Annotated in this window: 22 protein-coding genes; 10 read left to right on the top strand and 12 right to left on the bottom strand. The window is 64.9% G+C overall.

Going from position 1 to position 23,903, the window contains the following annotated elements:
- Positions 1-4: 4 nt before the first annotated feature.
- Complete coding sequence (locus tag JQ621_RS13970; protein WP_212235280.1) at positions 5-1,354, bottom strand: 8-oxoguanine deaminase; 1,350 nt, start codon at positions 1,352-1,354, stop codon at positions 5-7.
- A 166-nt stretch (positions 1,355-1,520) separates the two neighbouring features.
- On the opposite strand from JQ621_RS13970, the gene JQ621_RS13965 reads away from it, so the two are divergent.
- Genes JQ621_RS13965 through JQ621_RS13955 form a run of 3 tightly spaced genes read left to right on the top strand, consistent with a single transcriptional unit; the run spans position 1,521 to position 6,487 of the window.
- Positions 1,521-2,348 carry an FAD binding domain-containing protein gene (locus tag JQ621_RS13965; RefSeq protein WP_212235409.1) on the top strand — a complete coding sequence of 276 codons (828 nt, stop codon included), beginning with the start codon at positions 1,521-1,523 and terminating at the stop codon, positions 2,346-2,348.
- Positions 2,345-5,068, top strand: a complete 2,724-nt coding sequence (locus tag JQ621_RS13960) for a molybdopterin-dependent oxidoreductase (RefSeq protein ID WP_212235279.1) — start codon at positions 2,345-2,347, stop codon at positions 5,066-5,068. The genes JQ621_RS13965 and JQ621_RS13960 overlap by 4 nt, the downstream gene beginning before the upstream one ends.
- Before the next feature lie 21 nt (positions 5,069-5,089).
- Positions 5,090-6,487 (top strand): nucleobase:cation symporter-2 family protein, encoded by a 1,398-nt coding sequence (locus JQ621_RS13955; protein ID WP_212235278.1) that lies wholly within the window; start codon positions 5,090-5,092, stop codon positions 6,485-6,487.
- On the opposite strand, the gene uraD is transcribed toward JQ621_RS13955, so the two are convergent.
- The 4 genes from uraD to JQ621_RS13935 form a co-directional block, all read right to left on the bottom strand.
- A complete protein-coding gene (uraD, locus tag JQ621_RS13950) occupies positions 6,484-7,371 on the bottom strand; it encodes a 2-oxo-4-hydroxy-4-carboxy-5-ureidoimidazoline decarboxylase (RefSeq protein ID WP_212235277.1) in 888 nt (295 codons plus the stop codon). The two genes, JQ621_RS13955 and uraD, sit on opposite strands and share 4 nt — an antisense overlap.
- A gap of 7 nt (positions 7,372-7,378) precedes the next feature.
- Positions 7,379-8,314 (bottom strand): allantoinase PuuE, encoded by a 936-nt coding sequence (gene puuE / locus JQ621_RS13945; RefSeq protein WP_212235276.1) that lies wholly within the window; start codon positions 8,312-8,314, stop codon positions 7,379-7,381.
- Complete coding sequence (locus JQ621_RS13940; RefSeq protein WP_212235275.1) at positions 8,315-8,728, bottom strand: DUF3830 family protein; 414 nt, start codon at positions 8,726-8,728, stop codon at positions 8,315-8,317. It lies immediately after the preceding gene.
- A 99-nt stretch (positions 8,729-8,827) separates the two neighbouring features.
- Entirely contained in the window at positions 8,828-9,112 is a 285-nt protein-coding gene (locus JQ621_RS13935) for a hypothetical protein (RefSeq protein ID WP_212235274.1), read from the bottom strand.
- A gap of 230 nt (positions 9,113-9,342) precedes the next feature.
- Here JQ621_RS13935 and JQ621_RS13930 point away from each other — a divergent pair, with 230 nt between their 5' ends.
- Complete coding sequence (locus JQ621_RS13930; protein WP_212235273.1) at positions 9,343-9,561, top strand: hypothetical protein; 219 nt, start codon at positions 9,343-9,345, stop codon at positions 9,559-9,561.
- A 387-nt stretch (positions 9,562-9,948) separates the two neighbouring features.
- Here the strand turns inward: JQ621_RS13930 and JQ621_RS13925 are convergent, their stop codons facing one another.
- The gene (locus tag JQ621_RS13925) at positions 9,949-10,344 is read right to left on the bottom strand and encodes a hypothetical protein (RefSeq protein ID WP_212235272.1); all 396 of its coding nucleotides are present in this window, start codon (positions 10,342-10,344) and stop codon (positions 9,949-9,951) included.
- Between the two features lie 283 nt (positions 10,345-10,627).
- On the opposite strand from JQ621_RS13925, the gene JQ621_RS13920 reads away from it, so the two are divergent.
- Positions 10,628-10,885, top strand: a complete 258-nt coding sequence (locus tag JQ621_RS13920; protein ID WP_212235271.1) for a DUF2798 domain-containing protein — start codon at positions 10,628-10,630, stop codon at positions 10,883-10,885.
- 70 nt (positions 10,886-10,955) lie between these two features.
- Here the strand turns inward: JQ621_RS13920 and JQ621_RS13915 are convergent, their stop codons facing one another.
- From JQ621_RS13915 to JQ621_RS13905, 3 genes are all read right to left on the bottom strand, one after another.
- Complete coding sequence (locus JQ621_RS13915) at positions 10,956-12,275, bottom strand: alpha/beta hydrolase (protein ID WP_212235270.1); 1,320 nt, start codon at positions 12,273-12,275, stop codon at positions 10,956-10,958.
- 126 nt (positions 12,276-12,401) lie between these two features.
- Positions 12,402-14,189 carry a chloride channel protein gene (locus JQ621_RS13910; RefSeq protein ID WP_212235269.1) on the bottom strand — a complete coding sequence of 596 codons (1,788 nt, stop codon included), beginning with the start codon at positions 14,187-14,189 and terminating at the stop codon, positions 12,402-12,404.
- Positions 14,190-14,201: 12 nt separating this feature from the next.
- A complete protein-coding gene (locus JQ621_RS13905; RefSeq protein ID WP_212235268.1) occupies positions 14,202-14,855 on the bottom strand; it encodes an L-fuculose-phosphate aldolase in 654 nt (217 codons plus the stop codon).
- A 432-nt stretch (positions 14,856-15,287) separates the two neighbouring features.
- On the opposite strand from JQ621_RS13905, the gene JQ621_RS13900 reads away from it, so the two are divergent.
- The 4 genes from JQ621_RS13900 (at position 15,288) to JQ621_RS13885 (ending at position 18,986) form a co-directional block, all read left to right on the top strand.
- A complete protein-coding gene (locus tag JQ621_RS13900; protein WP_212235267.1) occupies positions 15,288-15,857 on the top strand; it encodes a YciE/YciF ferroxidase family protein in 570 nt (189 codons plus the stop codon).
- 183 nt (positions 15,858-16,040) lie between these two features.
- Positions 16,041-16,424, top strand: coding sequence for an Hsp20/alpha crystallin family protein (locus JQ621_RS13895; protein ID WP_212235266.1), 384 nt, complete (start codon positions 16,041-16,043; stop codon positions 16,422-16,424).
- Between the two features lie 8 nt (positions 16,425-16,432).
- A complete protein-coding gene (gene lon, locus JQ621_RS13890) occupies positions 16,433-18,826 on the top strand; it encodes an endopeptidase La (protein ID WP_212235265.1) in 2,394 nt (797 codons plus the stop codon).
- 4 nt (positions 18,827-18,830) lie between these two features.
- Complete coding sequence (locus tag JQ621_RS13885) at positions 18,831-18,986, top strand: hypothetical protein (protein ID WP_212235264.1); 156 nt, start codon at positions 18,831-18,833, stop codon at positions 18,984-18,986.
- A 76-nt stretch (positions 18,987-19,062) separates the two neighbouring features.
- On the opposite strand, the gene JQ621_RS13880 is transcribed toward JQ621_RS13885, so the two are convergent.
- From JQ621_RS13880 to JQ621_RS13870, 3 genes are all read right to left on the bottom strand, one after another.
- On the bottom strand, positions 19,063-19,365 hold the full coding sequence (locus JQ621_RS13880) for an HU family DNA-binding protein (protein ID WP_008139488.1): 303 nt from the start codon (positions 19,363-19,365) through the stop codon (positions 19,063-19,065).
- Positions 19,366-19,699: 334 nt separating this feature from the next.
- Positions 19,700-20,932 (bottom strand): acetyl-CoA C-acetyltransferase, encoded by a 1,233-nt coding sequence (locus JQ621_RS13875; protein WP_212235263.1) that lies wholly within the window; start codon positions 20,930-20,932, stop codon positions 19,700-19,702.
- 116 nt (positions 20,933-21,048) lie between these two features.
- Positions 21,049-22,506, bottom strand: coding sequence for a GH1 family beta-glucosidase (locus JQ621_RS13870; RefSeq protein WP_212235262.1), 1,458 nt, complete (start codon positions 22,504-22,506; stop codon positions 21,049-21,051).
- 435 nt (positions 22,507-22,941) lie between these two features.
- Between JQ621_RS13870 and JQ621_RS13865 the strand changes: the two genes are divergently transcribed.
- Entirely contained in the window at positions 22,942-23,895 is a 954-nt protein-coding gene (locus tag JQ621_RS13865) for a sugar-binding protein (protein WP_212235261.1), read from the top strand.
- Positions 23,896-23,903: the final 8 nt, after the last annotated feature.

Here is a 23,903-nt window from a genome sequence, read left to right as displayed (position 1 = left end):
ATTTTCAGCGCGCCTGCATCGCCCGCGCCGCGGCGCTGTGCCGGCGGATGAGGTCCGGGACGTCCAGTCCCGGGATCGCGCCGTCGACCACGGCCCAATTCCCCGCCACCATCACCCTGTCGGCCCGATGCGCCCCGCACAGCACCAGCGCGGCCAGGGGATCGCCATGGCCGGAGAAGCGCAGCTCGTCGAGCTTGAACAGCGCGAGGTCGGCGGCCTTGCCGACCGCGATTTCGCCGAGCTCCGGCCGGCCGACGCAGGCCGCCGAGCCCCTGGTGGCCCAGCGCAGCGCGTCCTTGTGGCTGACCTTGGTGACGCCGTAACGCGCCCGTTGCAGCAGGAACGCCGCGCGCACCTCCTGCATCAGGTTGGACCCATCGTTCGAAGCCGAACCGTCGACACCAAGCCCGATGCCGACGCCGGCCTCCTCCATCTCGCACACCGGGCAACAGCCGGAGGCCAGCAGCTGGTTGCTGCAGGCGCAATGGCTGATGGTGGTCTTGGCCTTGCCGAGCCGCTTCATCTCGTCGGCATTGAAGAAGATGCCGTGGGCGAGCCAGGTTCGCGCATTGAGCCAGCCGCATTGCTCGAGATAATCGAGCGGCCGGCAGCCATACATCTGCTGGCAGAATTTGTTCTCGTCCTCGGTCTCGGCGAGATGGGTGTGCAGGCGCACGTCGAGCTTGCCCGCGAGATCGGCGGTGGCGCGCATCAGCGACGTCGTCACCGAGAACGGCGAGCACGGCGCGAGCGCAATCTGCACCATCGCATCAGGCCCGCGCTGGTGATGCCTTGCAACCACGCGCGCGCTGTCGGCGAGAATGGTGTCCTCGTCCTGCACGACGCTGTCGGGCGGCAGGCCGCCGTCGCGCTGCGACAGATTCATCGAGCCGCGCGTCAGCAGCACGCGCACGCCGAGCCGCCTTGCGACACCAACCTCGATATCGACGGACTCTTCCAGCCCCGCCGGGAAGACATAGTGATGATCCGTCGTCGTGGTGCAACCCGACAGCAGCAGCTCGGACATCGCGACGGTCACGCCGAGCTGGAGCCGCTCCGGCGTCAGCCTCGCCCAGACGGGATAGAGCGCCTGCAGCCACGGAAACAGTTCACGATCCATCGCGGCGGGCAACGCCCGCGTCAGCGTTTGATAGAAGTGGTGATGGGTGTTGATGAGGCCCGGCAGCACGACGTGCTCGCTTGCATCGAACGTCGCAACATCCGCGGCTGTGGGCGTGCCGCCGGACGGCACGAGCTCGATGATGCGGCCGTCCTTGACGACGATCCCGCGCCCGGCCCCGTCGGCGAGAATGGCCAGGGGATCCCTGATCCAGATCGGCTTTGCGTCGTTCATGCGCCTGCTTCTCCTGACACCGGCTCACGGGAGACCTGCAAGGCAAGGGCCAGCCCGCGCGCGCGATTACCACGACTTGTTGTTGCCACTTCTTGTTGCCACTTGGCGCTGGTCTTGCAAGACTTTCCCTCGACGCAAACAGTCGGACGCAGGCGTTATCGCAGCCATGGACTTGAATACCATCACAGCGGTCAGCCACCCGCAAATGCGCTCCGAACTGCCCGTTTGGACGCCAGGTGATGCTTGGCTCGCAGGCGGCACCTGGCTGTTCTCGGAGCCGCAAGTCCACCTCACGCGGCTGATCGACCTTGCCGGTCTGAAATGGCCGGCGCTGACCATCACCGAGAGCCACCTCAGCATCGCCGCCACCTGCACCATCTCGCAACTCGATGCGTTCACCTGCCCGACAGACTGGCTCGCTGCACCGCTGATCAGCCAATGCTGCCGCGCCTTCCTCGCCTCCTTCAAGATCTGGAAGACGGCGACGGTGGGTGGCAATCTCTGCATGTCGCTGCCGGCAGGACCGATGATTTCGCTCACCGCGGCGCTCGACGGGGTCTGCACCATCTGGAAATCGGGTGGCGACGAGCAGACGATTCCTGTTGTCGATTTCGTCACCGGCAACCAAAGCAATCGTCTGGCGCCCGGCGATCTGCTCCGGCAGATCGATATTCCGATCGCGGCCATGAAGCGCCGCACGGCATTTCGCCAGATCTCGCTGGCACCGGTCGGCCGCTCGGGAACATTGGTGATCGGCAGCCTCGATGCGAATGGGACGCTGGCGCTGACGGTGACCGCATCCACGATACGCCCGGTCCGAATTTCGTTCCCGGCACCACCCGACGCAACCTCGCTTCGCGACGCCATCGCGCGACAAATTACCGACGAGTTGTACCACACCGACATTCATGGCAAGCCGCTCTGGCGCAAGCACATGACGCTGCGGCTCGCCGAGGAGATCCGCGCCGAGCTCCTGGGGGCGACGCCGTCATGAGCTTCGAGGTCAATGGCACCAGCTTTTCGCAAGCGCCGCGCGCGGGCCAGTGCCTGCGGACGTTTCTGCGCGAGCTCGGCCATTTCGGAGTCAAAAAAGGCTGTGACGCCGGCGATTGCGGAGCCTGCACCGTGCTCATCGATGGCGAGCCCGTGCATAGCTGCCTGGTCCCCGCGTTTCGCGCCGAAGGGCGCGCCGTGACCACGATCGAAGGCCTCGGCGGCGAGCACGGCGCACACCCGATGCAGCAGGCGTTCCTCGATGCGCAAGGGTTCCAGTGCGGCTTCTGCACGGCCGGCATGATCATGACCTGCGCCTCGCTGAACCAGGCCCAGCGCACCGATCTCGGAACGGCGCTGAAGGGCAGCATCTGCCGCTGCACCGGCTATCGCGCGATCGAGGACGCGATCCACGGCAAGAGCAATATCGACCAGGACGTCGAACCCGGTGGCGCATTCGGCCGCAGCCTGCCTGCGCCCGCGGGACCCGATGTCGTGCGCGGCAAGGCGCGGTACACCTTCGACACGGAGATCGAGGGCCTGCTGCACATCAAGCTGCTGCGCTCGCCGCATGCGCATGCCCGGATCGTCGCGATCGACAGATCGGCGGCGATGGCGGTCGCAGGCGTGCACGCGATCCTGACGCACGAGGACGCGCCGTCGGTCCTGTTCTCGACGGCGCGGCATGAGAAGGACTGGATGGACCCCGAGGACACCCGCATCCTCGACGACGTCGTCCGTTTCATCGGTCAGAAGGTTGCGGCCGTGATCGCCGAAAGCGAGGGGGCTGCCGAAGAGGCCTGCCGCCGGCTGAAGGTCGCGTACGAGGTCCTGCCTGCGCTGATCGACCCCGAGCAGGCGATGATGCCGGGCGCGCCGCTGGTTCATCCCGATCGCACCGGTGCGAACCGCGTCGCCGATGCGCAGCGCAATCTCGTCGCGGAGATTCATGGCGAGTTCGGCGATGTCGCCTCCGCGCTCGCCACATCCGCCGTCACTTACGAGGCCACCTTCCACAGTCACCGCGTGCAGCATGCGGCGCTGGAGACCCATGGCGGCCTCGCCTGGCTCGACGACGCAGGCGTGCTCAACGTCCGCACCTCGACGCAGGTGCCGTTCCTGACCCGGCGCGCGCTCTCGGACATCTTCCAGCTGCCCATGGACAAGGTCCGCGTGGTCTGCGAGCGGGTCGGCGGCGGCTTTGGCGGCAAGCAGGAGATGTTCGTCGAGGATATCCTGGCGCTTGCCGCTCTGAAGACGGGACGTCCCGTCAAGCTCGAGCTCACCCGCGAGGAGCAGTTCATCGCGACCTCGACGCGGCATCCGATGCGGGTCCACATCAAGGCCGGCGCCGACGCCGACGGCAAGCTCACCGCGCTCCAGCTCGACCTGCTCTCCAACACGGGCGCTTACGGCAATCACGGCGGCTCCGTGATGTTCCACGCGGTGAACGAGTCGATCGCCGTCTACAACTGCCCGAACAAGCGGGTCGACGGCCGTGTCGTCTACACCAACACGGTGCCCGCAGGCGCGTTTCGCGGCTATGGCCTGCCGCAGGCGCTGATCGCGGTGGAAGCCGCGATCGACGAGCTGGCAAGGCAGCTCGGCATCAGCCCCTATGACATGCGCCGCCGCAACATCGTCAGAGCAGGCGATCCCATGCTGTCGCCACCGGAGTCGGAATATCACGACGTGCTCTACGGCTCCTACGGGCTCGATCAATGCATCGACCTCGTCGAGCGGGCCATGCAGGCCGATGCCCCGCAACCCGAGCTGTCGGCGGACTGGCTGACCGGCGATGGCATCGCGCTGACCATGATCGACACCGTGCCGCCCGCCGGGCACATCGCCGACGCCATGATCGCGCTCAACGACGATGGCGGCTTCGATCTCACCGTCGGCACCGCCGAGTTCGGCAACGGCACCAGCACCGTACACCGCCAGATCGCCGCGACGATCCTTGCGACCACCGCCGACAGGATCCGCCTGCGCCAGTCCGACACCGCCCATGGTGGCCACGATACCGGCGCTTACGGCAGCACCGGCACTTTCGTGGCCGGCAAGGCGACGCAGGCCGCCGCGATGCAGCTCGCGACCGAATTGAAGGCGGCGGCGGCCGCTGCGTGGCTTTGCGATGCAGGGACCTGCACGCTCGACGGCGAGTCCGTCGTCAGCGGCGTGAGGCGGATGTCGTTTGCCGAGCTCGCCAGGCTCGCGCGCGAGGCGCGCCGACCGCTCGCGGCGCACGGCAATTCCCAGGGCACGCCGCGCTCTGTCGGCTTCAACGTCCAGGGCTTTCGGGTCGCCGTGAACAAGGGCACAGGCGAGATCAGGATTCTCAGGAGCGTGCAGGCGGCGGATGCCGGCGTCGTCGCCAATCCCATGCAGTGCCGCGGCCAGGTCGAGGGCGGCGTCGCGCAGGCCCTTGGCGCTGCGCTCTACGAGGAGATGGTGATCGACGCGGACGGTCGAGTCACCAATCCCAAATTCCGTGATTACCACTTGCCGTCCTTCGCCGACGTGCCGCGCACGGAGGTATTCTTCGCCGAGACGTCCGATGCGATCGGGCCACTGGGTGCGAAGTCGATGAGCGAGAGCCCGTACAATCCGGTTGCCGCCGCGCTCGGCAACGCGATCGCGGACGCCACCGGCATCCGCTTTACCGCGCCGCCGTTCAAGCCGGACCGGCTGTTCCCGGCGCTCCGCGACAAGTTTGGTTGAGCACATTTGGGGGAGCCATCGATGAGCAGCGAAGTCCATCCCGTCGACGAGGTCCTGCCGGTCCCGCGCCTGCTGGCACTGGGACTCCAGCACGTGCTGGTGATGTATGCCGGTGCGGTCGCGGTGCCCCTGATCATCGGGCGCGCGCTGAAGCTGCCGCCGGAGGACGTCGCCTTCCTGATCAGCGCCGACCTGTTCGCCTGCGGACTTGCGACGCTGGTGCAATGCCTCGGCTTTCCAGGCGTCGGCATCCGCCTGCCCGTGATGATGGGCGTGACCTTCGCCTCGGTCGGCCCGATGCTGTCGATGGCGACTGCGCCCGATATCGGCCTGCTCGGCATCTACGGCTCGGTGATCGCAGCCGGCATTTTCGGCATCATCGCAGCTCCCTTCATCAGCCGGCTGCTGCCGCTGTTTCCGCCCGTCGTCACCGGCAGCATCATTCTCGTCATCGGCATCTCCTTGATGCGGGTTGGCATCAACTGGGCCGGCGGCGGCCTGCCGACGCTGACCAAAATGGTCGACGGCGTTGCCGGCAGCTTCCCCAACCCGGCCTATGGGCAACTACAGGGTCTCGGCATTTCGCTGTTCGTGCTGCTATTCATTCTCGGCCTGATCAAATGGGGCACCGGGTTCCTCGCCAACGTCTCGGTGCTGCTCGGCATCGTCGCCGGCGCGATCCTGGCAACCGTTCTGGGCGTGATGCATTTCGACAAGGTCGCCGCCGCCTCCTGGGGCGCGGTCGTGATCCCGTTCCGCTTCGGCGTGCCGCAATTCCATCTGGTGCCGGTCCTGACCATGTGCATCGTCATGATCGTGGTGATGATCGAGTCGCTCGGCATGTTCCTCGCGCTCGGGGACATCACCGGCAAGTCGATCGACCGCGAAGCCTTGAGCCGTGGTCTGCGTGCCGACGGCGTCGGCACGCTGCTCGGCGGCGTCTTCAACACATTTCCGTACACCTCGTTCTCGCAGAATGTCGGCCTCGTCTCCGTCACCGGCGTACGCTCGCGCTGGGTGACGGTGACGGGCGGCGGCATCATGCTCGTGCTGGGACTTCTGCCGAAGCTTGCCGCGCTGGTCGAGGCGGTGCCGCTGGTCGTGCTCGGCGGCGCAGGTCTCGTGATGTTCGGCATGGTCGCGGCGACGGGCGCGCGTATCCTCACCTCGGTCGACTTCCGCACCAATCGCTACAATCTGTTCATCGTCGCTATCTCGATCGGCTTCGGCATGATCCCGCTCGCCGCTCCCGGCTTCTTCCGCAACCTGCCGCACGATCTCCAGCCGCTGCTGGAATCAGGCATTTTGCTTTGCGCCGTCGTCTCGGTGCTGCTCAATGCCTTCTTCAACGGCCTGAGCGGCGGCGCGGCGGCCGAAGCCGACGCGGCGTCAGCCGCAGCGTCGGCGCAGCATGTCTAGCTGCCGCGATAGGTCGAATAGCTCCACGGCGTGACGAGCAGTGGCACATGGTAGTGCGCCTCCGGCTCGCTGACCGCAAAACGCAGCGGGATCTCATCGAGGAACGGCGGGTCTGAGAGCGTCACGTTGCGCTCGGCGTAGTATTTGGCGACGCTGAAGCGGAGTTCGTAACGGCCGATCGGCAGCGGCCGCCCACCGATCAGCGGCTGATCGGTGCGGCCATCCGCATTGGTGACGGTGCGCGCGATGACGCGGCTTTCTCCGAGCGCGGCAAGTTCAATCAGCTCAACCGGAATTCCGGGCGCTGGTTTGCCGGCGTGATTATCGAGCACATGGGTCGACAGCCGACCGTGCACTTTCAGCTTGTCGTCGGCGATGACGAGCTGATCGAGCCGCAGTGCCGAGATGCGGCCGATTTCTTCGATCGCGCGGCGCGTCTCGGTCTTGCCGATGTTGAGCAAGCGCGTCTCGAAGTCGCGCAGCACGGAATCCCTGGTGTGACGGCGCACGCAGACGATGTAGGGAATACCGAACTTTTCGCGATAGGCGTTGTTGGCCCGCTCGAAGGCCGCGTATTCGGCTTCCGACAAACGGTCGAGGCCGGCGCTGTTCTGCTCGTCGGTCGATTCCGTCGTCAGGCCCGCCGCGCGCTGGGTCTTGTTGGCGAGATCCGGATGCGCCCGGATCAGCGCGAGTTGCACATCGGGTTCGGCGGCCTGGATCGCCGCCATCAGCGCGGCATGCAGCTGATTGATGCCGGCAAACGGCCGCTGCGCCGCGATTGTTTCGGCGATCCACGGCGAATATTCCACGACATTGGCGAGCGCGGCGACGAAGTCAGCCTTGCTTGCGACGTTGAGATCGGCGAGCGAGATTTGCGACATTGCGGCCTTATCCGATCTCGAACGCATCGGCGTCAAGATGGCCGTGCTTGTCGTGCCAGTGCTGCGCGATCTGCAATCGCGTCGGGACCCAGACGCGCTCATGCTTGCCGATGTAATCGAGGAAGCGGATCAGGCCCGCGGCGCGGCCGGGCCGTCCGGCGAGACGACAGTGCAGCCCCACCGACATCATCTTCGGCGCGGTCTCGCCTTCGGCGTAGAGCACGTCGAAGGCATCCTTCAGATAGGTGAAGAACTGCGCGCCCTCGGCAAAGCCTTGCGGGTTGATGAACCGCATGTCGTTGGCGTCTAGCGTATAAGGAATGACGAGCTGCTTGCCGTTCGCACCCTTGACCCAATAGGGCAGATCGTCGGCATAGGAGTCGCAGAGATAGAGAAAACCGCCCTCCTCCATCAACAGCCTGATGGTGTTGATCGAGGAACGCCCGGTGTACCAGCCGAGCGGCCGCGAACCGGTCGCCTCGGTGTGGACGCGAATGGCCTCGGCGATCTCGGCGCGCTCCTGCGCTTCCGTCATGTCCTTGTGCTCGATCCATTTCAGGCTGTGGCTGGCGATGTCCCAGCCCGCCTCCTTCATGGCAGCCACGATTTCCGGATTGCGCTTCAGCGCGGTAGCGACGCCGAACACGGTGGTCGGCCACTTCCGCTCATTGAACATCCGCCACAGCCGCCAGAAGCCGGCGCGCGAGCCATATTCGAACATGGATTCGATATTGGCGTGGCGCTGGCCCGGCCAGGGCTGCGCGCCGAGCACGTCCGACAGGAAGGCTTCCGAGGCGGGGTCGCCGTGCAGGATGTTGTTCTCGCCGCCTTCTTCGAAATTGACGACGAACTGCACTGCGACCCGCGCATTGCCGGGCCATTCTGGATGCGGCGGGTTGCGACCGTAACCGCGGAGATCGCGCGGGTAGCTGCTGTCAGTCACTCAGACTTCCTCGAAGCGGATCGGCAGCGCGCCCTTCCAGAGCACGCTCTTGCCCAGCGTCGCCAGGTTCTCCAGGCCCGAGGTCACGGTGATGAAGTGATTGCCGGCGAGCTGGCCCATCTTGCTGGCAAAGTGCACGCCGCCATAGGCCATCAGGATCTCGGTCTCGCTGATGCCGCCGGGATAGAGGATGATCTGGCCGGGCGCGGGATAGCTGGTGTGGTTCTCGTAGCCGACGCCGAAGTCGAGATCGCCGAGCGGCATCCAGACGCCTTCGCCGCTCCAGCGCACATGGATGATGTGGCTCTCGAACGGCAGCGCCTTGCGGAACGCCGCGACCGTCTTGGGTGCAGCCGCCTCTTCGAAGCGGGCATCGAAGGTGAAATCGCCGGCGCGGATAACGAGTTTGCTCATCTCATCTCTCTGGATCGGGGGCCAAGGGATCGGCGGCCCCACGGGGAACTTGCACGCAAAGAGCATTCCAGCGGGCTTCGCGCAAGGGCGCAAGGCGCGTTACCTGCGATCGTAGGACCAGCCAAAAATGCCGCTCCGCCGCACCTCCGGCTCGGGCTCCGCAGCGGCGGCCGCAGCCGATGGCGGCGCCTCCTTCAGCTCGGCCTGCGGCGGTGGCGGCGCCGGCAGATTCTCGCATTTCATGGAATAGACCAGCTTGCCGTCCGCGGTGCGCCCAATGGGAGCGCAAGGATCGGGATGCGCCGCCGCAGTTTTTGGAGCGGGTTTGACCTGCGCCACAGCCGGTGAGGCGATCAGAAGCAGGACCAGCAGATATTTCGACATCGTTGTCGCGCCTGAAATCTTCGTGGCCCCCATTCAACCGGATTGCGCCGGTCAAGTCCATCCGGGCCCGCCCGGCGATTGCCGAATATTTAGCCGGGACCAAAAACTTTGCTCGCCTCATCGTGAAGCCGGCGACGGTGATATCAGGCCGGACGCATCGCCATCTCAGCCGCGACGACGCACAGAAGAGACACTCTCACCGCCGGAGCGTCGTCACGGGAGAAACACCAATGCGAAAGACTTTCACCATTCTCGGCGTCACGCTGATCACCGCCATCACCATCCAGGCCGCGGCGGCGAACGACCGTCATCACACCCGCAAGGCACACCCTGCCCCCATCACCCAGCCGGTGCGCGACTCCCATGCGGCGATGTGGCCGTCGCAGTCGACCGAGCCGGACTATTGGCGTTACGCCAACGGCGCATTGTCGGCACCGGCGGGACGGTGATGCCGTCGTTGCAATGACGAGAATGCTCATTCCGTCATCCTGAGGCGCGAGGCTTGCGATGCGAAAGCATCGCAAGGGGAGCCTCGAAGGATGGACGGCCGGGATACAGCCGGGCCGTCGCCCTTCGAGGCTTGCTCAAAGGCGCCATTGCGCCGCTGAGCCGCACCTCTCAGGGTGACGGTGACGGAACGGAGCCCGCTGCATCAACATCGTGATTGCGAGCGCAGTGAAGCAATCCAGCGTCTTTCCGCGGCGACAGGCTGGATTGCTTCGCGGCGCTCGCAATGACGGAGTGTGAGGCGGCCTTCTCGCTCGTTCAGTTTGCGGCTTGAATTGCAGACACAGGGATTGACAGTCCGTGCAGGTGTCTTCCCCGTCGGACAGCCGTCAGTACGGATTGTAATAGTAGCGCGGTCCGCCATAGTAGCCGTAGCCATAGCCGGGCCCAGGACCATAATAACGCGGGCCGCCGCCGTAGTAATAATTGTCGTAGTACTCCTGGCGCCGGCTTTCGGCGATCGCGGTTCCGATCAGGCCTGCGGCCATACCCATGAAGGCAAGGCCCGCAGCGCTCGGCCCGCGCCGATAATAGCGATGACGCCGCGCGGCGCTGAAGTCGGTCGCGCTCGATGAGACCTGCCCAGCCACGGCAGCCGGCGCCTTGGCCGACGGCGGAGACGCGGCAGCCGCAGGCGACATGGATGCCGCAACCAGGGCAAGGCTGGCGAATGCGGCCAGCGCTGCGCTGCGGCCAAACTTCGAATTCACGGGCTTGTCACTCATCGTAACGTCCTCTGTTCTCGCCCAAAATGGAGATATGAAAACAACACACAACGCGCAAAGCACGGGAATGGTTTCGCGATCGCGGCCACGCTTTGAACGATTGTAAACCAAACGGCCTGATCCAGCTTGCTCCATCCAACCTGAGCGGATAATGAACGAACGCGCCGATTTTCCGGCCGCCGTAAGCGTTTACGTGAACCAACGCATCAACCGACGCCGTCGGGATCGATGCCATTTCAGGGTTCAACGTGACTGACGCGTCCTTTTTCTCGAGAGAAACCAGATGATTGCGGTTCGCAAACTGCCGGCGCGCTATGCGCCGATCGTGATGCCATTCGTGCTGTCCATCCTCATGACGGCCGTGGTGTCGGTCATTTCGACGCTTCGAAGCCTCGGCGCAACACCGGCCTTCATCGCGACTTGGCCGGGGGCCTGGGCGCTGTCCTGGCTCGTCGCCTTTCCAACGCTGCTGCTGGTGCTGCCACTGGTCCGCCGGATCGTGGCCTGCCTCGTCGCTTCCCCTCCTCAACCAGGCCGATAACCGGCGAGGGACGGCGGCGCACCGTGCCCGCCGTCCCTCGCTCGACTGTTCTCGGTTCTGCTCCGCGCCTCTAGGCCCGATAGCTCCAGTATCTCCGCAGCGCGTCGCCCGCGGCCTGAAGATCGAAACGCTGGTCCGGAGCGAGCTGCTGCGCGATCAGATTGAACATGTCGTTCAGGATCGAGCGTTTCTCGCCAAAATAAGAATGGCGCAGGCCAACCAGGCTGGTGTCGACCAGCGAGGCATCGATCGTATCGACGCCGTCGACGATCGTCAGAGCATCCCCGGCCTCGCCCGCGCGGGGATAGCCATGCACGAATTTCGAGGCCAGCAGCGCGACGTCGCGCGAGGACGCATAGAGGGTCACGCGCGCGGCGCATCCCTTGAACTTCGCTGCGAGCTGGACGAAGCGGTCCCGGTCGATGTCGGGCGCGGCAAAGATGATCTGACCGAGCTTTGCGCTCCCCGCCGGCAGTTGCCAGGACGCGACGCGTTCGAGCGTGTTGATCACCGCGCGGTTGCCCATGCTGTGGGCGACGATGTGGACCTTGCCGGCGCCGATCTCGCCGAGCGCGAGCTGGAGAAATGCCTCGAAGTGATCGCACGACCAGTCGATCGTGCTCTCATCCACCGTGTACTGTTTGGTATCTCCAGCCGATGCCCAGCTGTACAACAGCGTTCGGCCCGCGAATTTCAGGTCCACCGAGAGCTGACCGGCCCGGCGCGCCGCATCTTCGAACGTCACGTTGAAGCCGTGCACGAAGATCAAGACGTCATGAACGTCGGCGGCGGCAAGCGAATCCTTCAGGTTCGCGACGAACGCGTCCCGGCCCAAAGCTCCAACAGTTTTGAGGATCACGTGCTTTTCGGGATTGGCTGAGAATTCGAGGTGCCACCAGTTCGGCCCTGTCAGCTCGCCGACCTCTCGGCCGCGCGTCGGCACGCTGACCTCCGCCATGCCGAAGGAAAGCGTCCCGCGCGCGCCGCCGAAATAATGCGACGGCGTGTCGTCGCCGCGAGCGCGGTCGGTACCGTAGAAAACGGGGATGGTGACGACACCGGTGGACTGATCCGTCGTTGGCCGGGCAATGTCCGGAACAACAACCGGCGCAACGTGGCCGCGACGGGTCACTGTCTCCGTGACGGCCGTGGGTGTCGCCATGTCTTCCATCAGGCGCTCAACGAGGTGCGTGGCGGGAGGCTCCGCGAGCAGCCGGATGACAAGCAGGTCGAGCGCTGAGCGAAGCTTGTCCGGATCGTCGCCGCGGCCGGCCCGTGCCGCCAACTCCATCAACTCGTCACGGTAAGGCGGCCATTTGTCCTCGAGCAGACCGCTTAATCGGGGCCCGAGTTCGAGCAAGGCAAGCAACAGGCGAAGCGTATCCGACATCGCACGGCCCTCGTCGCTGAATGCGCCCGGGCACGCGCCCGGCCGTCCGCCCTTAGCGTAGAGGTTGTGAACGATCTGGCAAGTCCGCCGCGCGTGCCAGCGTCAACTTGCCCCGGGGCCTGTACTTTATGACAACGCCCCCAGCACGCCGCGCGTGGCCTTGTCGATTTCCTCGACATAGCGGCGGCGTGCGGTGCTTTCGGTCAGGAAGCCGACCACCTTGCGGCTGTCGGTGGAATCGACCACCGCCAGCATTTCGGCCTCGGCCTCGTCGAACACCGCCATCGCGCTCTTCACGTTCATTTCCGGGATCAGCACGATCTCGGTCAGGCGCGCCAGCTCGATGATCTGGATGTCGTCGGCGATGGTGTCGAGGTCGCTGGAGAACAGATCGTGCAGCAGGACGAGGCCGACATATTCGTCAACATTGTTGACGATGACGATTCCGGGGCGCGATCCCAGCGGAAATTCGCTCCGGGTCGCTGCGATCGTCGTGGTCGACGGCACCTTGCCGACGTCGGAGCGCATCAGCCGCTCCACGGTGAGATTGCGCAGCCAGCCGACGTCGTTGGCGCTGCGGATGGTCTCGCCGCGCAGATGCAGGCGCCAGGTCGAGAAGGAATGGCCGAACATGAAGCGGACGCAGATCGAGGTGACGATACAGCCGGCCAGCACCACGGCGGTGACGTCGACATTGCGGGTCATCTCGAGCACGAGGAACGACATGGTGAGAGGACCGCCGACGATGGCGACGCCCAGCGTCGCCATGCCGGTCAGCATCGCCACCAGCGGATCGATCACGAAGTTCGGGCTGATCAGCAGCAGCACCGCGGAGAAGAACTTTCCGATCAGGCTGCCGACGAACAGCGAGGCGAAGAACAGACCGCCACGGAAGCCGGAGGCGAGCGAGATCAGGCAAGCCGTCACCTTCAGCCCGATGATGATCGCGATCAGGCCGAGCGCCATGTCGTGGAAGAGGTCGAGCACCATGGCGCCGTGGCCGGCCGCGAGCACCTGCGGCGTCACGATGGCGAAGCCGCCGACGATGAGGCCGCCGACCACCGGGCGCAGCCACACCGGCAGCCATTTGAACAGCCGCTCGAACATCGAGGACGAGCGCATCACCGCGATGCCGACGCCGCTGGTGACGAGCGCGAGCCCGATCAACGCCAGATATTGCTCGACGCCGACGGCACTGACCTTGGGAATTTCGAGCGAGTAAGGCGCGCCGCCGAGCCATTGCGCGGTCAGCGCACCGGCGAGCGAGGCCGCCAGGATCGGCGCCGCGCTGCCGACCGAGTAGACGCCGACGATCAGCTCGCAGGCATAGAACGCGCCGGTGATCGGCGCGCCGAAGGCTGCCGCGATAGCGGCGGCGGCGCCGCAGCCGACGATCAGGCGGAGGTCGTTACGGCGGAGGTTGAAGAATTTGCCGAACAGCGAGGCGATGCCCGAACCGATCTGGGTGTAGCCGGCTTCCAGACCCACCGAGGCGCCGCAGCCGTTCGAGATCAGCGTCTGGCTCGACACCACCACGCTGTCGCGCATCGACAGATTGCCGCCGCGCAGCGCATTGGCCTCTATCGGGTCGACCGCGCTCGAGATCTTCAGCCGCCGCCGCCACCATTCCATGACGCCGAGCACGAGGCCGCCCGCCGCCGGCGCGATCATCGCCGCCCAGGGATTGATGTAGGTGTTGGCGGAGAGGCGGACGTCGATCGGAATGCCGTAGATCACGACATGGGCGATCTGCGCGATCTCGGCCATCAACGTGACGATCGCGCCGGCCAGCGTGCCGATCAGGAGCGACAGAGGGATCAGGTAGAATTCGTTGCTGCGCAACAGCGCGCGCAGCCGAACCATGGTGCGGTTCGTTCCCTTGCGATCGACGATATGCCTGATCCGCACAAACACCTGAGGCCCGCCCTACCCTTCAGCCATGCCGTAGCCGGCCATGCGTTGGCGGACCCGTTCGATTTCGTCGCTGGACAGCAGCGGCGGTTTGCCGATCTGGAGGCAGCCGTGATATTGCCGCGCCAGCGTCTCGACCTCGACGGCAAGCCACATCGCCTTGTCCAGCGTCTTGCCGACCGCGATCATACCGTGATGGTCGAGCAGGCAAGCGAGCCGGCCCTCCAGCGCGCGCAACGCGTGCCCGGACAGCTCCGCTGTCCCGAAAGTGGCGTAGGGCGCGCAGCGAATGTTGTCGCCGCCGGCAGCCGCGATCATGTAGTGCACCGGCGGGATCTCCATGCCCATGATCGCCAGGATGGTACAGTAGGTTGGATGGGCGTGGACGACGGCGTTGACGTCGCCGCGCGCCTTCAGGATATCCAGATGGAAGCGCCACTCGCTGGACGGCTTCTGGCCCCGAGCATGCGAGCCGTCCATCGCCATGAAGACGATCTGGTCCGGTGTCATGGCGTCATAGGGCGTGCTGGTCGGGGTGACCAGGAGCCCGTCCCCATGCCGCACGCTGATATTGCCGGAAGTGCCCTGATTGATGCCGAGCGCGTTCATGCGGCGGCAGGCGTCGATGATGGCCTGTCTCTTTGCGAGTTCGTCCGCTGTCATCGACATCCCGATTGCGTCTCGACCTTCTTGACGATGGGCGTGTGTTAGACCCGAAGTACGTCAAAGCAATATGGCAGTGCAAGCGAAAGCGGACCTGACCGGGCACCGTTGTCGGGGCGGGCCAGGCGCGCCACGAATTAGATCGTAAAATCAACAGATTAACAGATTGATGCCATGCATCCCGGGCCGGCCCCCGAGCGCCCCGCGACAGCAAGGCGCTTTTCGGTCCGCCCGAGCATCCGCACCCACCGATCGCGCCACTGCCAGCGGCGGCGTCATCACGCCGACAGCGCGACGTCGAGCGCGCAGACCAGGCTGATGCGATGCGCGGCCGCCGGGCTTGAGGGTGCCGGCGTGGAACATTTGCCTTCGCCGAGTCTTGGTCGCGCGAGGATTGAGAACGGGATTGCCTTCCCGTAGCCCTCAAGAGGAGGATCCATGGCTAAGCAAGCAAAGAAACGTGCGAACGCGAAAAAGACCGCATCGCGCCGCCCGCGTCAGGCGCCCAAGATGTTGAGCGACCTGTTTCTGGAGACGTTGAAAGACATCTATTACGCCGAGAACAAGATCATCAAGACACTGCCGAAGATGGCCAAGGCTGCGCATTCCAAAGATCTCGCGGCGGCCTTCAACAAGCATCTGCGGGAGACGCAGGGCCAGGTGAAACGGCTCGAGCAGATCTTCAAGATGCTCGGCAAGCCCGCGCGCGGCAAGCCGTGCGAGGCGATCAACGGCATTACCGACGAGGGCGCCGAGATCATGAAGGACTTCAAGAACGCCCCTGCCCTCGACGCCGGCCTGCTCGCCGCGGCGCAGGCCGTCGAGCATTACGAGATCTCCCGATACGGCACGCTGCGCACCTGGGCCGAGGAGCTCGGCATGGCGGAGGCGGCACGCCTGCTCCAGGCGACGCTGGACGAGGAAGAGGCCACCGACCACACGCTGACCGAGCTCGCCACTTCGGTCATCAACCTCGAAGCGGAGGCCGAGTACCGCGAAGCCGCCTGATCTACGTCCCGCCCAATTGTTGCCTCCGGCGCCGCGGAACATCTCCGCGGCGCCGACGCGTCTGATGGCAAGGCCCTCCTGCGCTTTGAGAGGCAGGCATGCTTCACACGCGCGATGCTGGAATTTGCGGGAACTATCACCATATCCCGTCTTCCAACCGCAGCGCCTTCCCCGAGTTTTGCCATGCAACCCAAAAATCCCTTTGACTGGATGCTGTCCGAGGCCCTCGACCAGCTGACCCGCGGCGAACGGCTGCGCCAGCAGTTCGGCCGTCAGGAAGCCTGCTGGGAGCCGCCGATCGACGTGCTCGAGACCGAGCATGAGCTTCTGATCCTGGTCGCGCTTCCCGGCGTCAATCCGGACAATGTCGAAACGGTGATCCATGACGGCGTGCTGGTCATCTCCGGCCAGCGCACCCTGCCGCCGGAGCTTCGCAACGCCCGCATCCACCGGCTCGAGCTGCCGCAGGGCCGCTTTGAACGACGCATCGCGCTTCCCATCGGCCGCTACGCCATCAGCCGCTTCGTGATGGACGGCTGCGTCGCACTGCGCCTCGCCAAATCCTGAGGTCGATCATGACCACCGAACAGACGAATACTGAACAAACCAATCCTGACATGAAGATCCCAGAAGACGCACTGATCATCATCCCCGTGCGCGAGATGGTGCTGTTCCCCGGCGCCATCGCGCCGATTGCGATCGGCCGGGCAAGGTCCATCGCCGCCGCCCAGCAGGCGCTGCGCGAGCAGCGGCCGGTCGGCATCGTCCTGCAGCGCAGCCCCCAGATCGAGGAGCCGGGGCCGGACGATCTCTACAAGGTCGCGACCATCGCCAACATCGTGCGCTACATCACCGCCCCCGACGGCACCCATCACGTCGTCTGCCAGGGCGTGCAGCGCGCGCGCATCCTCGACTTCCTGCCGGGCACGCCATTCCCTGTTGCGCGCTTCCAGCAGATTCCAGAGCCGACCGCGAGCTCACCCGAGATCGAGGCGCGCGCGCTGAACCTGCAGCGCCAGGCCATCGAAGCGATCGAACTGCTGCCGCAGGCCCCGCCCGAGCTGGTCGCGATGTTCCAGAGCACCACCGCGCCCGGCGCGCTGGCCGATCTGGCGACCTCATTCATGGACATCAAGCCGCAGGACAAGCAGGAGGTCCTGGAGACCATCGACCTCGCCCTGCGCGTCGAGAAGGTGTCGAAGCATCTGGCCGAGCGGCTGGAGGTGCTGCGCATCTCCAACGAGATCGGCCAGAAGACCAAGGCTTCTTTCGACGAGCGGCAGCGCGAGGCGATACTGCGCGAGCAGATGGCGACCATTCAGCGCCAGCTGGGCGAAGGCGACGGCAAGGCCGCCGAAGTCGCCGAGCTGACGGCTGCGATCGCCAAGGCCAACATGCCGCCGGAAGCGGACGCGCATGCGAAGAAGGAGCTGCGCCGCTACGAGCGCATGCCCGAGGCAGCCGGTGAAGCCGGCATGGTCCGCACCTATCTGGACTGGCTGATCGAATTGCCGTGGGCACTCCCCGCGGAGAAGCCGATCGACATCAAGGAAGCGCGTCGCATCCTGGATGCGGATCATTTTGGCCTGGAGAAGATCAAGGGCCGGATCATCGAATATCTGGCGGTGCGCAAGCTGGCGCCGCATGGCAAGGCGCCGATCCTGTGCTTCGTCGGCCCGCCCGGCGTCGGCAAGACCTCGCTCGGACAGTCCATCGCTCGCGCGATGGATCGCCCCTTCGTGCGCGTCAGCCTGGGCGGCGTGCATGACGAGGCCGAGATCCGCGGTCATCGGCGCACCTATATCGGCGCGCTGCCCGGCAACATCATCCAGGGCATCAAGAAGGCAGGCGCACGCAACTGCGTCATGATGCTGGACGAGATCGACAAGATGGGCCGTGGCGTGCAAGGCGATCCCTCGGCCGCCATGCTGGAGGTGCTCGACCCCGAGCAGAACGGGACGTTCCGGGACAATTACCTGGGCGTGCCCTTCGACCTGTCGCGCGTGGTGTTCATTGCGACCGCCAACATGCTGGACCAGATTCCGGGTCCGCTGCTGGACCGCATGGAGCTGATCAGCCTGGCCGGTTACACCGAAGAGGAGAAGCTGGAGATTGCGCGGCGCTATCTGGTGCGGCGCCAGCTGGAGGCCAACGGCCTGACCGCCGAGCAGGCCGAGATCGAGCCGGAGGCGCTGAGGCTGATCGTCAAGGGGTACACGCGCGAGGCCGGCGTGCGTAACCTCGAGCGCGAGATCGGCAAGGTGTTCCGCCATGCCGCGGTGCAGGTCGCCGAAGGCACGGCTGCGAAGGTCGTGGTCACGGCGAAGGACATCGCCGACGTGCTGGGACAGCCGCGCTTCGAAGGCGAGATCGCGCAGCGCACCAGCGTTCCGGGCGTTGCCACCGGCCTTGCCTGGACGCCCGTTGGCGGCGATATCCTCTTCATCGAGGCCTCGCGCGTGCCCGGCAAGGGCGGCATGATCCTGACCGGCCAGCTCGGCGAGGTCATGCGCGAGAGCGTACAGGCCGCGCTGACGCTGGTGAAGAGCCGAGCGACGCAGCTCGGCATCGACCAGTCGGTGTTCGAGAAGGGCGACATCCACGTCCACGTGCCGGCGGGGGCAACCCCGAAGGACGGACCGAGCGCGGGCGTGGCGATGTTCACGGCGCTGACGTCACTGCTCACCAATCGCACGGTGAGGAGCGACACGGCGATGACCGGCGAGATCTCGCTGCGCGGCCTGGTGCTGCCGGTCGGCGGTATCAAGGAGAAGGTGGTGGCTGCGGCCGCCGCCGGCCTGAAGCGGGTGATGCTGCCGGCGCGCAACAAGCGGGACTACGACGACATCCCGAAGAGCGCGCGGGACAAGCTCGAATTCATCTGGCTGGAGCGCGTCGACGAGGCCATCGCCGCCGCGCTCGAGCCGGCGCAAGCCAAAGCCGGCGTCAAGGTCGAAGCGGCGGAGTGATGCGATGAAGAAATTGTTGGAAGAAGCAAGGCGATCGCGCAAGACGCAGCGGCTGCGGCAGCTGCTGGATCGCGCTATCGACCGGGTGCGCGATGCGCTTGCAGGACCCGAGCCGCGGCTTCAGCCGATCCCGGTTCGGGTGAAGCGCCGCAAGGGCTGAACCCCTCCGCCTCAGCTCTCGCGGTCACTCAACTCAAAACCAAAGGCCCCCTCTCATCGAGGGGGCCTTTGCGTTATCAGGCCACAGCGTCCTTGGCAGCCTTGACCGGGCGGGCGCGGACGATCTTCCGGGCCGGCTTGGCCTTGAACATCATCTCTTCACCCGTGAACGGGTTGGTGCCCTTGCGCGCCTTGGTCGCGGGCTTCTTGATGACCACGAACTTGGCGAAGCCCGGCACCAGGAACAGGCCGTTCTTCTTGAGCTCCTTGTGGCCGACGTCGGTCAGCGTCTCCATGACGCTCTTGACGTCGCGCTTGGAAAGCTCGGTGGCGGTCGCAATCTTTTCGATCAACTGCGATTTGGACATTTGGGCTGGCATCGTGTCTCCTCTGATTCGTTGCCGGTTGCATATTAGACCAACCGGCGAAGGCCTATAGCCTTCTGCACAGTTTTGTCGCGGTTTTACGGGCTTTTTTGGCCCCCTGAGACAAAAAACCCTGCATTTTAGCGGCTTCCAGAGCGGCCGGCGCCTCAAGCAGCGGTTTTTGCCTTGTTTCAAAGGCCCGCAAGCAGCCTTGCTAAAGCTGATTCGATGCTTTCGACAAGCGACGACCGGCATCTTTGTAAGAGAGGGAGCGCGTTTCACCCTAGAAAATAAGGCTTGATCGTCGCTCCGCGGCGTCTTTCCCTGCGTTTTACGGGGTCGCAGCGAGCTAGATGCGCTCGATGATGACCGCAGGCGCCATGCCTCCCGCGGCGCACATGGTGACGAGACCGCGCTTGAGGTCGCGCCGCTCCAACTCATCGAGCACCGTGCCGATCAGGATCGAACCGGTTGCGCCAATGGGATGACCGAGCGCGATCGAGCCGCCATTGACGTTGACCTTGGCGCGGTCGAGCTTCAGATCGCGGATATATTTTTCCGCAACAACCGCAAAGGCCTCGTTGATTTCGAACAGATCAATGTCGTCGATCGTCAGGCCCGCCTTCGCCAGCACCTTGCGCGTCGCCGGCACCGGCGCGTTCAGCATCAGGGTCGGCGAGTCACCCATGTTGGCCATGGCGACCACCCGGGCGCGCGCTTTGAGGCCATGCGCCTTGGCGTAAGACGGCGATGCCAGCAGGATCGCGGCGGCGCCATCGACGACGCCGGACGAGTTGCCGGCGTGATGCATGAAGTCGATGTCGAGGTCGGGATATTTTTGCAGGATCAGGCCACGATAAGTCGTGCCCTTGTCGTCGAGCGCATAGTCGGCGATTGCCGGGAATGCAGGCTTCAGCGCGGCGAGCCCTTCCAGCGTCGTCTGCGGCCGCGGATATTCTTCATGGTCGAGCGCGAGGCTGCCGTCCTCGCGATGGACGGGAACAAGGCTCTTCTTGAAGTGACCGCCGGCGATTGCCTGCGCGGCGCGCTTCTGGCTTTCGAAGCCGAGCGCATCGACGTCCTGCCGCGTGATGCCTTCCAGCGTCGCGATCGCATCGGCACAGACGCCCTGATGCGACTGCGGATGCCGCGCACGCAAGCGCAGATTGCCCGAATCCATCATCATCGGACCGCCGCCGCGACGCCCTTCCATCGACATCATCTCGCAGCCGCCGGCGATGACGAGGTCTTCCGCCCCCGCCATGATCGAGGATGCCGCCATATTGACGCTGGTGATGCCCGAACCACAGAACCGATCCAGCGTCACCGCGCTGGCGCGCACGTCATAACCGGCATCGAGCGCCGACATGCGGCCGAGATCGCCGCCCTGCGTCGCGACCTGCGCGCTGCAGCCCCAGACGATGTCATCGACATCGGCGGTATTGATGCCGGTGCGGTCGGCGAGCGCGCGTAGCACCGTGGCACCAAGCTGCTGCGGATGAATGCCCGACAGTGCTCCCTTGCCGGCCTTGCCGATGCCGCGCGGAGTGCGGCAGGCATCAATGATCAGCGCGTCGGTCATGGGCGTTGTCCTCTTGTTATGAGTATTGGAGACGGTTTTGAATCACGGGGCGGGCGGAGTCAATGCGCGGTGATTGCGCTCCTCGCCCGCATTTTCCGCCGCGCGTAAATTGCAATTCACGCCCCGGCGGCGTTCTTTGCGATCACGTTGCGATAAAAGCTTGCGCTCAGCTTTGGCGTCCGCACCTGCGTGTCAAAATTGACGTGATAGAGCCCGAAGCGCTTGTTGAGTCCGAACACCCATTCAAAATTGTCCATCAGGCTCCAGAGGAAGTAGCCGCGCACCGGTACACCTTCCGCGGTCGCCCGCTGCAGTTGGGCCAGATAGTTGCGCAGATACATGATGCGGTCGGTGTCGTAGATCTTGCCTTCAGGGGTCACCTGGTCGTCGCCGGAGGTGCCGTTCTCGCTGATGTAGATCGCATCGGTCTTCCAGATCTTCGCGGCGAGCTTCGGCACCCAATAGATCGTCTCGGGGCCAACGCGGAGCCAGTCCGAGTTCATGTGCGGGAACGATTTCGGGATCGGCAGGGGCATGAAGCCCGCGCCCTGGTCGGACGCGACGATATAGTGCTGCGGCGCGTAGATGTTGAGACCGAGGAAATCCACCGGAGAGCCGATGATCTTCAATTCCGCATCCGTGTATTTCGGCGCATCGGCGCCTGCATACTTCAGAAACGCGTCGGTGTAGCGGCCGGTCATGATGACGTTGAGATAGCCCGCATTCAGCTCGCGCAGCGCAATCTCGGCGGCGCGGATGTTCTCGGGCGTGTCGATCGCGGGCATGCAGGCATCGATATTCTCGGCCGGCCCGACGCGCGTGCCACGGCGGCCATGGGCGCGCACCGCCTGCACCGCGAGACCATGCGCCAGCGCGCTGTTGTGCCGGATCTGGTTCACTTCAGCCTGCGGCAGCGTCAGGCCCGGCGCATCGATGCCGATGCCATAGCCGAAATAGACGAAGCGGCCGCTCTCGTTCAGCGTGAAGACATTCTTGACGCGATCGGTCAGGTGTTTTGCAACATAGGCCGCATAATCGCCGAAGATCTTGCAGGTCTCGCTCGAGCGCCAGCCGCCAAAACGGTCCTGCAGAGATTGCGGCAGGTCCCAATGATAAAGCGTGAGCCAGGGCTCGATGCCGTTCTTCAGGAGTTCGTCGACCAGGCGGTTGTAGAAATCGAGCCCTTTTGGATTGGGCTTGCCGTCGCCATCCGGAAACACCCGCGGCCAGGCCACCGAGAAGCGATAGGCCTTGCAGCCGAGCTCCCTGATGAGCGCGATGTCCTCCCTGTAACGGTGATAGTGCTCATTGGCACGATCGCCATTGGTGCCGTCCTCGATCTTGCCGGGAATGCGCACGAACTTGTCCCAGATCGAGGCCCCCCGCCCATCTTCCTCGACCGCGCCCTCGACTTGGTAGGACGAGGTGGCGGTGCCCCAGACGAAGCCCGCCGGGAAACCGCTGGCGGCTTGCGGCGCCGGCTTGGCTTCAGCGAACTCGAGAGGATTTGCGACACCGGCTGCGGACAGCCCCGCGATTTTCGCGAAATGGCGACGCGAGACCTTGTCCGACATTGATGCTGCCCCGAGATGATTGATGCGGCGGCACAATGACGGCGCACGGGCGGTTTGAGAAGCGCCGGCTCCGAGATTTGAGGATGCAGAATTGTGCTGCCCTTGCCTGGGCTTAAGTCGTCGTTAGGTGCCAATCCGGAGGATCGTCCGCAGCCGGCCTCAAGTTCCCTCGACAATGTCCGGGAAAATGCCAGCGCGAGCAGTTCGGGGCGATTTCGCGCGAACCTCGCCGCCTGTTGCACGCTCGGCGTGCTTTTGCTACACCGTGAGGTACGTGCCTCATTTCACCTCACGGGCCGGCTGGTGACCGCCCCCGCCGCTAGGATGCGGACGGCGGCTGACCTGCGCGGGCTGCGCGAGTTGAGGCGCGTGCCCAATTCGGGCTCAAGCAGAGTTGGCCCTCACGAAGGGCTGGCCGCACAAGGGGAGGATGGAATGCAGCGTCTCTTGATCGCAGGTGTATCTGTCGCGTTCGCAATGGCTCTGGGCCTCGGCTCGGCCAATGCGGCGGACAAGAAGGTTCTGGCCTTCGTCGTCAACGGCGCGTCCGACTTCTGGAAGATCGCGGAAGCCGGCGTGAAGAAGGCCCAGGGCGAGCTGCCCAACTACAACCTTCAGCTCAAATATCCGGAACAGGCCGCCGCTGCCGTTCAGCAGCGCATGATGGACGACCTCGTCGCCGCCGGTGCCGCCGGCATCATGGTCAGCGCGGTCGATCCGAAGAACCAGGTCGACCACCTCAACAAGATCGCCTCGCAGACGCTGCTGTTCACCACCGACAGCGATGCGCCGAACTCGAAGCGCATCGCCTATATCGGCTCGTCCAACGTCGACCTCGGCAAGGACGCCGGCAAGCTGATGCTCAAGGCGCTGCCGAACGGCGGCAAGTGCGTCGGCTTCGTCGGTCTGCCCGGCGCCGACAACGCGCGCGAGCGCATCGAGGGCGTCAAGGAGACCATCAAGGGCTCGAAGATCGAGCTGGTCGACGTTCGCGGCGACGAGATCGACCAGACCCGTGCCAAGCGCAACGTCGAGGACATCCTCGCCGCCATGCCTGATGTCAGCTGCATGGTCGGCTTCTATTCCTACAACACGCCGCGCATCTACGAGGTGCTGAAGGAGGCCGGCAAGCTCGGCAAGATCCAGATCATCGGTTTTGACGAGGATCCGATCACGCTGGGCGGCGTCAAGGAAGGCGCCATCGCCGGCACCGTCGTGCAGCAGCCGTTCGAGTGGGGCTATCAGGGCATGAAGCTGATGGCGAAGTACATCGAGGGCGACAAGTCCGGCGTGCCCGCGGGCGGCATCATCATCGTGCCCGGCAAGGTCATCGACAAGGCCAATGTCGACGACTTCATGGGTATGATGAAGACCATGCTCAAGAAGTAGGAGACGTG

It is taken from the genome of Bradyrhizobium manausense, from assembly GCF_018129685.1.
GTDB lineage: Bacteria > Pseudomonadota > Alphaproteobacteria > Rhizobiales > Xanthobacteraceae > Bradyrhizobium > Bradyrhizobium manausense_D.
This window is presented reverse-complemented; position numbering and strand designations above follow the sequence as displayed.